Below are 12,638 nucleotides of genomic sequence, written 5' to 3' on the forward strand. Positions count from 1 at the left end.
AGCGGTGGTTTAATCAGAGAGAAATTGTATGGAAAATAAAATCAGTTTGCAGATTGAAGGAATGACCTGCTCGTCTTGTGTACGAAGAGTTGAAAAAGCTTTGCTCGCTACGGAAGGAGTGGCAGAAGCCACGGTGAATCTGGCAACGGAAAAAGCCAGCATCGCGCTAAAGTCGGGCGCTAGCTTACAGCATGTGCTTGCGAGTGTTGAAAAAGCTGGCTATCACGTGCGTACTAAAACTTGGACTTTGCAGGTCGAAGAGATGACCTGTGCCTCATGTGTTGGTCGGGTTGAGAAGGCATTCCTAGCGGTGCCGGGCGTGCTCAATGCCAGCGTGAATCTGGCGACTGAAAAAGCGCAAATCACCACGCTTGCAGACTTGGAATTGCTAAGCCTATTGGCTGCCGCAAAAAAAGCGGGTTACCCAGCGCAGTTAGTCGATGATCAACAGACTAGGCCGTCCCAGCAGCAAGCCGGACTCAGTCAAGCTTGGTTGGTAATGATCGCGATGGCTTTGAGTTTGCCTTTAATGGCTCCGATGCTTCTGGCGATTATTGGAATTCAATGGGCGATTCCAGCTTGGGTGCAATTTGCACTCGCAACACCTGTGCAGTTTTGGCTTGGCGCGCGATTTTATAAAGCGGGATGGAAGGCGCTCATCGCTGGCAGCGGTAATATGGATTTGCTTGTGGCAATCGGCACCAGCTCGGCCTATGGTTTATCCGTGTATTTAATGTTTTGGCAGACCGATCACATCGCACATGGTATGCAACACTTGTATTTTGAATCGTCTGCGGTGGTCATTAGTTTGGTATTGCTTGGTAAGTGGATGGAAGCGAAAGCCAAACATCAAACATTAGAAGCCTTGCGTGCATTGGAATCTTTGCGCGCCACGACAGCCTTAGTTCGTCGCGATGGACTAGAGGTAGAAGTGCCTGTATCGGAAGTGCGGGTTGGCGATATTGTGGTGATTCGCCCTGGCGATCGTGTACCTGTTGATGGTGAGATTGTGGAAGGAATTAGCCATCTCGATGAATCACTGTTGACGGGTGAAAGCCTGCCTGTTAGCAAGCATGTTGGAGATGTGGTAATCGGTGGTTCAGTGAACGCGGATGGTCTTTTATTGGTGATTGCGCGCGGTGTTGGTGGTGCTACGATGCTTTCGCAAATCATCAAGTTGGTAGAAGATGCGCAAGCTGTAAAAGCGCCGATACAGGCTTTAGTCGATCGAATCAGTGCGGTTTTTGTACCTATTGTATTGGGGATTTCCTTGCTTACTTTATTGCTGTGGGCTTGGATAATGGGAGATTGGCAGGCTGCTTTATTGAATGCAGTTGCGGTGCAGGTGATTGCATGCCCATGTGCTTTGGGCTTGGCAACACCGACGGCAATTATGGTTGGTACTGGTGTCGCTGCTAAATTTGGGATTCTGATTAAAGATGCGCAGGCTTTAGAAATCACGCACAGCTTAACCGCAATCGCATTTGATAAAACGGGCACCTTGACCGAAGGTAAGCCACATCTTACTGCTACGCTTAGTCGTACCCACAGCGAACAGCAGTTATTGGAGTGGGCGGCAGCAGTGCAGCAATATAGTGATCATCCACTTGCGCACGCGGTTTTGCAAAGAGCGCAGCAACTTGGTTTGAATCTGCACGCAGTAGCTGCTGCGAAGGCATCACCAGGTCGAGGAGTGCAGGCGCAATTGAATGAGCTTACATTGTATTTAGGCAATCTGCGGTGGATGCAGGAATTGGGTGTCGATGTTAGTGAGTACGAACTAGTGGCGCAAGAACAGCAGCAATTGGGGCGCACCGTGTCGTATCTGGCGGTCTCAGCGAATGCGGGTTTGCAGTTGATTGGTGTTTTGAGCTTTGGTGATCAAGTGAAGGCGAGTGCAGCCCATGCGGTGAGACGTTTGCATGCATTGGGCGTACAATCGATTATGTTGAGCGGTGATAACTATGGCAGTGCAAATGCAGTTGCTGCAGTCGTTGGTATTAATGATGTCCGAGCGGAAGTTCTGCCAGCGGATAAAGCGAATATCGTGCGTGAGTTACAGCGATCTGGATTGCGCGTCGGTATGGTCGGTGATGGAATTAATGATGCACCCGCATTAGCGGCCGCAGATGTGGGAATTGCGATGTCGACTGGTACCGATGTCGCGATGCATACGGCGGGAATTACCTTAATGCGCGGTGACCCCTTGCTGCTCGCTGATGCAATTTCAATCTCGCAAAGAACCTATCGCAAAATTCGTCAAAATCTTGGATGGGCGTTTATTTACAATATCGTTGGCATACCTTTAGCTGCCTTTGGCTTCTTGAATCCTATGTTGGCCGGAGCGGCGATGGCGCTTTCTAGTGTCAGTGTCGTGTCAAATGCTTTGCTATTACGTAATTGGAAACCGACGCGTACGCTGGAAGAAAAATAATGGCGATGATGAACATTGGTCAGGTAGCAAAAGCTTCTGGGGTGAGCGCAAAGATGATTCGATATTATGAGAGCGTAGGCTTGATAGCGACTGCTGATCGTACTGAGGCAGGCTATCGGCAATATTCGGAAAATGATTTACACATACTAGGATTTATTCGGCGCGCTCGGGATCTGGGATTTTCTCTAGAACGTATTCAAACCTTGCTTGGGCTATGGCAAGACCGCAGTCGACAGAGTGCAGAAGTAAAAAAGCTAGCTGGATCTTACATCGCTGAGCTTGATGCACAAATTGAGAAGATGATGTTGATACGTCAGCAATTGGCGGATTTGGCACAGGCTTGCCATGGCGATACCCGTCCTGATTGTCCTATCCTTGACCAGTTGTCCGATCAGACTGGCAAGGATAAAACGGATTGTAAGAACACACTCAGTTAGCAACTAAGTTAGCCACCAAAATAGAAATGTCTTGGTATTTTAGTGGCTAACTAATTTCAGTCGAATTAGGCTTTAGGATTAATTCTAACCAAGGTTGATTTGCCGAATAAACTTTCGATTAAATCTACTGCCAAGATCGCCGTTTGATTACGTAAATCTAAAGCAGGATTGAGTTCGACTACATCTAAAGAGCCGAGCAAACCAGTATCAGCAATCATTTCCATGCACAGTTGGGCTTCGCGATATGTTGGGCCGCCAAGCACCGCGGTTCCAACACCGGGCGCAATATCTGGATCGAGACAGTCAAGATCAAAACTCACATGGATATGCGTGTTTTCATCAACCCCTTCTAAGGCTTTTAACATCACAGCGCGCATCCCATGTTCATCGATATAGCGCATATCAAACACGGGAATACCCATGTCGTGAATAAATTGACGCTCGCCATCATCGACGCTACGGATGCCTATTTGACGAATCTCATCCGCTTGCATCGCTGGTGTGTAACCACCATAAGCAATTAATTGCTCAGGTCCATGACCCATTAGACATGCAACGGGCATGCCGTGGATATTACCGGTTGGACTAATTGTTGATAAGTTGCTGTCCGCATGTGCATCAAACCACAATACGCGCAATTTTTTACCATGCTCTTTACAATGTTTTGCCACCGCACTGATAGAACCAATCGCTAAGCAGTGATCGCCACCTAACATCATCGGCATGTGGCCAGCTTGCAAAGCATTGCTTACTTCGTTATAAACTGCTTGGTTCCAATCGATTGCTTCATTCAAATGGCGCAATCCATTCACTGGCGCTTGCCAAGGATTGGCCGGACCATGCAGATTGCCATGATCGATCACAGCCAAGTCTCTGGCTTCTAATGCTTGCACTAAGCCTGCAACACGCAGGGCATCAGGCCCCATGCCTGCACCTTTTACACTCGCGCCTACATCCGTAGGTGCGCCTATGAGTGAGATGGTTTTCATTATTGAGCATTCACTTTCAAAAGAGCTGATTGGAGTATGTGGTGCAGTTTGTGCACTAGCAGTTTGCACACAAGCACATCATGTTGGTCGTCGCCAAACACGATTCATTGATGGCGTTGATTAGGTTGAATTATAGAGCGAAATAGAAAATTTTTGATTTCGTAATTGTTGTATATAATCGATTGATGAGAAATTAAATTCCTGATGTGACATTAAATCGTAATTTAATTCCTCTTTTGTCATTCGAAGTGGAATTTTTGAACTTATTGAGGCCTACATGGATAACTACGATTTAAGTATATTGCGCCACTTGCAGGAAGATGGTCGTATTAGTAACTTGCAGTTGGCTGAAAAGATTCACCTATCGCCGCCACAGACTTTACGCCGTGTGCGTGCTTTAGAAGAGAGTAAAGTGATTCGCGCTTACACTGCTCAAGTCGCGCCAGAGGCGATTGGACTGGGGGTGATGGCTTTCGTGAGTTTATCGCTAGATCGAGAGCAATACCGTAATGTGCGAGAAATTGAAGGCAATTTACGCGCTTTTCCCGATATTATTGAATGCCATACGATTTCGGGGGATTTCGATTATTTATTAAAAGTGGTTGCCAGTGATTTGAAGAGTTTGTCGCAGTTTTTGACAGATAAATTGATGCAGGTTCAGGGGGTTGGCAACTTACGCTCGATGATCTGCATGGAAGAGATTAAGCCAGTTAGTGCCTTACCGATTCGCTAGAGTTATTGATACTTCGATGGCGGTTGCTGTAATTCTGCGACTTCTGCAACGAATTACAAATAAATTCTGACGTAGACGATTGCCTGCGGGTAAAATGCCAATTTTGTACGAAACTCCGGCAATGCTTGGTCGCTCATTGGTAATGACCAATTAAAATTTGCGGTGGTTTTTTTAAAAACTCCTTGATAGGTGAATCCTCATGTTAAAGAAAAATATTCTGGCTGCGGCCTTTGTTTTAGGTAGTGCATTAGTCAGTGCTCATGCAGCAGCACAGGTTTCTTATTTTGGTGGTTCTGTTGGTCGCGCAAAGTGGAATTTTGACTGCGCTGGCTCAACAAGTTGCCACACTGCGGCTGCTAGCTGGAAGTTGTATGGCGGCTATGAGTTTTCACCAAATTTTGGTGTGGAAGGTAGCTATATTTACTTAAACGAAGTGGGTGCTAGTGATTCTGCATTGAAAGCGACTTTCAATGGTCGTGGTGCTGATTTGGCAGCAATTGTTAAGACCACACCAATGAATAATTTTGTTGGTTTTGCTAAGTTGGGCGTAGCGTTTATGAAAGGTGAAATTGTGGCGAGTACGCGTGATTTCGCTGCATCGGAAACACATTACTCGGGTCAGCCTTTGATCTCATTAGGCGCTTTGTATTACGTCGATAAAAAAGTGGCGATTCGTGCTGAAGTTGATCACCGTCGCGTAAAAGTTGCTGGCTTTACCCAGACAACTTCTGGTGTGACTAACTTCTCTATCGGTGTGCAATCAGAGTTCTAATCTCTGATTTCACAGGCGCTCACAATAGATAGCTTTCGTGATGTACGAATCGTACAGTGCAGTTGAAGAGAGCAGCTAAAGAGAATCGCTAGAAGCAAAAAAGCAGCCTAAGCAGGCTGCTTTTTTTTTGCGCAGATTAGTCCAAAATAGACTTGGAATTGATGTGGGTGGTAAGACTATTTTTGCGATTTGGATTGACCAAAATCATAAATTTGGTGAACCAAAAACACATCTGGTAAGACCAATTGTTGTTTTTTGGACGCTAGATTGATAAATATTTTACCGCCGATATGTCTGTAAAAAATAAAAATATATCTATTTATTTATGGAAATAAAAAATATTTTGGAAGAATTTGCATGCAACTTAACTTGATTTAAATGATTTTGGCGATAAAAATACCAATAGAGAAAATTTGAAAAATTCTTTCAATGGATGCATTTTAATTAAATTTACTATTTTTGCATCGTTAAAAGTTCTCGCGTTGGGCTGATAAATACTTTTAGAATCGAATCAAAGTTAAAAAAATCGAAATGTAATCGTTTTTTGTTGCCGTGTTGGTGCGTCTGATCAGCGCCCAGTGAAACTAAGGGAAACAAAAAGCCAGATATTTTTTAACTTCTGCTTTATAAAAACTATTCGAGACCAAAAGGACAAACATCATGCGTAACAGAAACTTTAGGAAAGAATTCGGACGATTTGCCTTGACGACGTCGGTCATGGCGATGGCGATCAGCGGTGCTTACGCGCAAGAAAGTAAGCCAAAAGTGGATGAACAACCATCGGTAGTGGTGGTGACGGGCTTACGGGCCTCATTAGAAAGTGCCTTAAATAAAAAGCGCGATGATAATGGCATCGTCGATGTGGTGAAGTCAGAAGATATGGGTAAGTTTCCGGATACAAACTTGGCCGAGTCTTTGCAACGTATTCCAGGTGTCGTGATTGATCGCGATGCCGGTGAAGGACGCAGCGTCACGGTACGTGGTTTGGGACAAGATTTCACACGTGTGCGTATCAATGGTATCGAAGGTTTGGCGACAACTGGTGGTACCGACAGTTCAGGTGGTGCAAACCGCTCGCGTGGATTTGACTTCAACGTCTTTCCATCGGAATTATTTAATTCCTTAACCGTTCGTAAAAGTGCTTCTGCTGATGTTGATGAAGGTTCTTTGGGCGCGACCGTAGATTTGCAAACCATGCGTCCGTTTGATTTGCGTGGTTTCAATGCAAGTGTGATGGCGAAAGGGCGCTACAATGATTTGTCACAGAAAACTGATCCGCGTGTTGGCTTCTTAGTGTCGAATACGTTTGCGAACAATACTTTCGGTGCGTTGTTGTCCGGTGCGTTTTCTAAGCGCCGAGTTTTCGAAGAAGGTTTTAGTACAGTGCGTTGGGATAATGGTCCATCCTCTGGTGGTTGGTGCGCACCGATGGGTGTGACTCCAGCAAATCCAACAACGTCCACCGCAACGACTTGCGGACCTGCGGCGCAAGGCGTGTCACGATTACCTGGAACAGCGGAAAATATTGCCGCCTATAATTTAGCAAGTTCTGCAGATAATTTTGTGCCACGATTACCGCGCTATGGCCGTTTGACCCATGATCAAGATCGCCTCGGTTTAACCGCTTCTTTACAATACAAACCACAACGCGGTACGGTGTTTTCATTTGATATGCTGTATTCAAAACTCGAAGCAACACGTCAAGAAGATTTCTTGGAGGCGATTTCATTTAGCCGTTCTGCCAGCCAAGGTGGTAAGCCACAAACCAGCGTGGTTAAAACGGAATATGCGCCAAATGGTGCACTGCTGTACGGCATGTATAACGGTGTCGATGTGCGTGCTGAATCGCGCTTCGATGAGTTATCCACCACATTCACACAGCCTACACTCACTTTGGATCATCAATTCAGTGACACTTTCCGCATGAATGCAAGAATTGGTCGTGCTACTTCCAAGTTCGCGAATCCTGTGCAAACCACCACCACTTTAGATGCGATCAATGTTAATGGTTACGCTTTAGATTTCCGTGGTGATGATCGTGCGCCGGTGATTACCTATCCTTTTGATGTTACCTCCGCGACTGGACCAATGACTTTGGCTAGCGTGCCACAAGTGACGTCCGGTACACAGGCAGGAACTGTGCCAAACACAACTACGAGTGAAATCCGTATTCGTCCACAAGGCGCGAATAACCGTAATGATGTTGTGCATGTCGATTTCTCTTGGGATGCGATTGAAGATAAATTGACTTTGCGTGCCGGCGCAGATGTGAAGAAATACAATTTTGATTCTTATGAGTCGCGACGTGTGAATCAAAACGACACGATTTTTGCACCGAATGCGGGAACAAATATCGCTAGCTTAACGACACAATTGACAGGTTTTGGTCGTGGTCAAAATTTGCCAGCGGGTACCCCAACTTCGTGGTTGATCCCTGACCTCAACGCAATCGCAAAAGCATATGATATTTACTGTAATTGTTTGAAGAGTGGACCTGCAGGTGGCCCTGGTGATTTCACCTTGTCTTCGATCACGAATGGTAATGCGCGTGGTAATAATCGTGCCGTCGAAGAAAATGACAAGAGTGTTTTCTTGATGGGTGATTTTAACAATACCGTAGCAGGATATCGTGTACGTGGTAACTTCGGTGCGCGCTATGTGCAAACTGAGCAGATCGCAACTGGTTATCAAGCTGCTGGTGGTGGTACCCCAGTTACTGTACGTAACACCTACAATGATTTCTTACCATCTGCGAATATCGCGATTAATGTGAGCCGTGATTTTATCGCGCGTTTCGCTGCTGCTAAAGTGATGGCACGCCCACAGTTGGGTAACCTAAATCCAGGTGGCACGATCTCGACCACAGGCACCTTATCGGTGACCAGTGGTAATCCATTATTGCAGCCATTCCGTGCTGATACTTTTGATTCCAATTTTGAGTGGTATTTCGGTAAAAATGCTTTCTTAGGTTTGGGTTTATTTCAGAAGAATATCAATACCTATATTCAAAGTATTCGTACCAACGTAGCATACAAAGACACAGGTTTGCCGATGTCTTTATTGCCAGCGAACTTTACTGGTGAAGAGGTGTTTCAAGTTACGGCACCGATTAATACCAAGGGCGGTAAGTTGAGTGGCTTTGAGTTGAATTATCAGCAGCCATTTACCTTCTTGCCAGCTTGGGGTAAAAACTTTGGTACTTTGTTGAACTACACCTATGTGAAATCGAAGATTGAATATGTGGTTTCACCAACCAGTAGCGCAACTATTACCGATGATTTGTTGAATCTCTCTCCTAAATCTTGGAATGCCACTTTGTACTACGATGATGGTTCATTCAGTGCCCGCGTCTCTGCTTCTAAACGTTCTTCGTTTGTGACTCGTGTTCCAGGTCAAAATAATAATGACGTCGAAGGTAAAAATAGCACGGTCAACGTTGATCTCTCAGTCACATACAAGATCAACAATCAATGGGAAATCAGCTTTGAAGGTTCTAACTTGACCAACCAAGCAAATGATCAATTCATTAGCCGCTTGCGCGATAGCGTCGTGGTGAACAATGTGACAGGACGTGAATATTTACTTGGTGTTCGTTATAAATTCTAAAATTTCATCCTCCCTAGGACGAAAGCGATGTTCGGTTTGATTGATCATCGTGTGCAGTAGACGATAGCGCAGCTTAACAAGACTCCCCCGTTAAGTTGCGCTATTTTTTTTGGTAAGAAAAGCGGCGGCGCTGGTTGTTAGCAGCATCGCTGAAAATTGATGGAATGCGAATGATGATGCGTCAAATGGTTGGCATTTTTTTTAATCGACAAGGACTTGGTTTGCGACTTGATCGGTTTATTTTTCTGGCGCTACTCGCCATCCTCATTAATTTGTTCATTGTAGTAATTGGCAAGGCAAATGAAACGGATGTATTGTATAAAAACTATGCGTTTCCAAATGGGTTTGCCTGGCTCGATGAAGTAAAAGGAGGGCAAGGCGGCAAGATTATTCGTGTGACGAATTTACGCAAAGAAGGCACAGGTTCCTTACGCGCAGCGCTAGAAACCAAGGGGGCGAGAACCATTGTCTTCGAAGTTGCTGGTGTGATCGATTTAGAGCGCAGCGTATTGCAAGTCAATGAAGGTTTCGTGACGATTGCGGGGCAAACTGCGCCCTCGCCAGGGATTACCTTGATTCGCGGTGGAATCAATATTCGCGCTTCGCATGTGATTATTCAGCATCTTCGTATCCGCACCGGTGCCGACGGGCAGACCAAAGCAAGTGGCTGGGAAGTTGATGGTCTGAATATCTCCGCGGCGCACCATGTAATTATTGATCACTGTAGTATGAGTTGGGCCATCGATGAAAACATGTCGGTATCTGGTCCTCGGTTTAAAGGGAATACACCAGAGGAATGGCGTAATGCAACCAGTCATCACATTTTGTTTTCAAATAATCTTGCAGCAGAAGGTTTAGCTGAATCGACACACGCAAAGGGAGAACATTCAAAAGGAAGCTTAGTTCATGACAATGTGACGAATGTGATTTTTTATCGCAATATTTGGGCACATAACGTAGAACGTAATCCTCTGTTAAAAGGCGGCGCCAGCGCGACCATTGCGAATAACTTGATTTACAACCCAAGGTCAAAAGCGATTCATTACAACTTGATGGCATTGGAATGGGGCGATCATCCATATCAAACAGGTAAGCTGAATGTGGTTGCGAATGTGTTGCGAGGTGGAATGTCAACCAAGAAAGCTTTGCCATTGATGATGTTGGGTGGGGATGGTGATCTCGCTTACTTTGCGAAAGATAATATCGCGGTCGATCAGTTTGGTAATCAACTCCCGCTATTCGGGCGCTATGGTGAGACGCGAGCCCAGCTACTTTTGCAATCAACGCCTATCGATTGGCCGCAAGGACTTAAGGTGCTCGATGCAAGAATGGTCGAGTCAGAATTGCTACGTTATGCAGGTGCGCGTCCTTGGGATAGAGATAAGGATGACACGCGCGTGATTTATTACATCGCAGAAGGGCGCGGCACTATCATCAATGATGAGCGTGAGGTCAGTACTTATCCTCAGCAGAAAGAGACCCAATTACGTTTTTCTGAAGAAGATTGGGATACACGGAAATGGTTGCCTAGATTGAATCGCAAGTGAAGACAACGCGACGATAGATTTGGGGGGGAACTTAGACCACGCTTCCATTCTGCGGCTAGTGACGGTGCATTTTTCGGCTTGAGTTTTTTTAACTGGTTAAATAAAATAGAATTTAATAAAGTAATATATTTGTGTAATTAGTGTTTATTTTGAATACATAAGGTAATTCCCTCGGCTCTGATGGGGGGGGCTTACCAAGGTTTAATCTACTCGACGGTCAGTTTGAAACTTTAGTCTCAATCAAAATAAGGGAAAGTTCAATACAGAAGGAAGGTGACTCATGGAACGTTTTGTCAGCATTTCAGTGAGATATTCCGAAAATCAGCGCAGCAAAGAGAGTGTAAGGTGGTTGACGGCATTTGATGGAGGATCGTGCCATGTTTGTCTGAGTGTACCGCCGAAATATTCGGCATCAAATGAAGATTGGGCTGTAGGAGGATTACTGTGTACTAGAGGCTTTGAGGCGCCCAAGTAATAAACCACTGGCTTTGTCGGAGGAAATTTAATTTATTCAACTTCAACAAAAAAACTTTCCCCTCAGTGACGTAAAAATGTGACTTGACGAGAGTGCTTCAATGAACGAGCTGGCAGGTAATCGTTTTACTAAATTGGCAGTCCGAAGCTGCAACACGCTCTAGCTGCCGTTTACCTAAATTGTTTCAATGTTCCAATCGGGGGCGATCATTACTTGACCAGATTTTGGTATTTTGAAAATCGTAGTGTGGCGAAGACAAGCTCGATAAGAAGGCAAAACATTTCTCTTGAATAGCGCATGTTACCCAGAAAATGTTTTTTTGTGTTGGTGAGTGGATTGTTTCGCCGAATTTTTCTAAAACTAGATAGTACGATTCATATATACGTTAATCATGTGAGACTGCGATGCGATACATAAAATTTTTCAGAACTTCATGGTTATTAACGGTTTTTCTTTTGATGTCTAATTTAGCCTTTGCCGAATTTACCTATTTGGTTAGCATGGAGGGTAAAAAAGGAGAGCGTGTTGCCTATTATGTTGGATCTAACGTGCTTTCTAGAACGCCTGTCAATATGAAGGATTTGTTTGCATCGACATACGTTAGTCAAATTACCATGTACATTGTCTATGAAGCTGAGCCACAGCCAGAATGGTCAATCATGCGTTTACAATTCGTGTGTCATCATAAGAAAGACCATCTGGGTAAAGTCTTTGCTAATGTTCCTAATGCGACTGACCCTGTGCAAGTACGAGTGGCCGATAGTAGTGTAAATTTTATTCGTCGAACACTTAACGGTGAGCCGATTCCTGAAACAGAGTTTTCTTCAATTGGCAGTCATGTAATGTTGCAAACGCAAAAAGTTGCGTGTCTGGAGCATGAACAAAATCAAGTTTCTAAAGCAGTGGTGAATGCTATTAAGAACAATCATTTTAATAAAGAAGACTTTAATCAGAAACTCAAGTTGCTTGGCTTTCAAGCACCAATTCATGTGGTTGATGTTGATGCTACAGCGCCCGCACTTACTACGTTTACATGGAAGGTGTTATGGGAGGGTAGCGTTAAGCCAGTTAGCCCAGCAGATCGAGTGCTGACAAAAGCAGAGATTGATGAAAGAGCAAAGCAATTAGGTTCAATTAGCGAAAAGATGAATACTTTGAAGTCGCGAATTGAAGAGGAATACTTGCCTGAAATTGAAAAAAAACATATCGACGATGCATTTGCCAAATATGCTTTAAAAGTCCGTGGTTCAAGAGAGTTAAGTAATACAGAATCTTCTGCCATCATGATTTGGCAAGGTCAAACTGAAGAACTACTTATTAAGCGAATGGGAGCAGGTTTGTTTAGCGAAGCTGAGCAATTGCGTTTTAGGCGATACAGTCAAAGTTTTGATAACCGTGCTTTTTTGCAAAATAGATCAACAGGACAAGTGATTGAGAGTGGTGTTTTGAGAAGTTGCGATGTGGATTTTGTTTTAGCTAAGGATAAAAAACACACTTTCAGGGTGGCAGATGTTCGTATCAGTAGCTCGACAAGTGATATTCGTGCCGGTGGTAATGCGTGTCAAGATTTAATTAAGACTCCACAAAATGCTTCTGCTAAGTAAGCAAGTATTCAAAATGTAGACAATCAAAGGAAGAAAAAGGA

At 44.6% G+C, this 12,638-nt stretch carries 8 protein-coding genes; 7 read left to right on the forward strand and 1 reads right to left on the reverse strand.

Annotated elements, in window-relative coordinates; genetic code table 11:
* Window positions 1-28: 28 nt before the first annotated feature.
* Both KDM92_RS11135 and cueR read left to right on the forward strand, forming a co-directional pair.
* Entirely contained in the window at window positions 29-2,434 is a 2,406-nt protein-coding gene (locus tag KDM92_RS11135) for a heavy metal translocating P-type ATPase (protein ID WP_212684447.1), read from the forward strand.
* Between the two features lie 8 nt (window positions 2,435-2,442).
* Window positions 2,443-2,871, forward strand: a complete 429-nt coding sequence (gene cueR / locus KDM92_RS11140; protein WP_212684678.1) for a Cu(I)-responsive transcriptional regulator — start codon at window positions 2,443-2,445, stop codon at window positions 2,869-2,871.
* A gap of 65 nt (window positions 2,872-2,936) precedes the next feature.
* On the opposite strand, the gene rocF is transcribed toward cueR, so the two are convergent.
* Window positions 2,937-3,860 (reverse strand): arginase, encoded by a 924-nt coding sequence (rocF, locus tag KDM92_RS11145; RefSeq protein ID WP_212684449.1) that lies wholly within the window; start codon window positions 3,858-3,860, stop codon window positions 2,937-2,939.
* A gap of 277 nt (window positions 3,861-4,137) precedes the next feature.
* On the opposite strand from rocF, the gene KDM92_RS11150 reads away from it, so the two are divergent.
* From KDM92_RS11150 to KDM92_RS11170, 5 genes are all read left to right on the forward strand, one after another.
* Window positions 4,138-4,593, forward strand: coding sequence for an Lrp/AsnC family transcriptional regulator (locus tag KDM92_RS11150; protein ID WP_189346193.1), 456 nt, complete (start codon window positions 4,138-4,140; stop codon window positions 4,591-4,593).
* A 199-nt stretch (window positions 4,594-4,792) separates the two neighbouring features.
* Entirely contained in the window at window positions 4,793-5,365 is a 573-nt protein-coding gene (locus KDM92_RS11155) for an outer membrane beta-barrel protein (protein WP_212684451.1), read from the forward strand.
* 660 nt (window positions 5,366-6,025) lie between these two features.
* On the forward strand, window positions 6,026-8,971 hold the full coding sequence (locus tag KDM92_RS11160; protein ID WP_212684453.1) for a TonB-dependent receptor: 2,946 nt from the start codon (window positions 6,026-6,028) through the stop codon (window positions 8,969-8,971).
* A gap of 170 nt (window positions 8,972-9,141) precedes the next feature.
* Window positions 9,142-10,518: a pectate lyase family protein gene (locus KDM92_RS11165; protein ID WP_212684455.1), complete on the forward strand. Its 1,377-nt coding sequence runs from the start codon at window positions 9,142-9,144 to the stop codon at window positions 10,516-10,518.
* 879 nt (window positions 10,519-11,397) lie between these two features.
* The gene (locus tag KDM92_RS11170; RefSeq protein WP_212684457.1) at window positions 11,398-12,597 is read left to right on the forward strand and encodes a hypothetical protein; all 1,200 of its coding nucleotides are present in this window, start codon (window positions 11,398-11,400) and stop codon (window positions 12,595-12,597) included.
* Window positions 12,598-12,638 lie beyond the last annotated feature (41 nt).

This window comes from Affinundibacterium baiyunense (assembly GCF_018139645.1).
In the GTDB taxonomy this organism is placed as follows: domain Bacteria; phylum Pseudomonadota; class Gammaproteobacteria; order Burkholderiales; family Burkholderiaceae_D; genus Undibacterium; species Undibacterium baiyunense.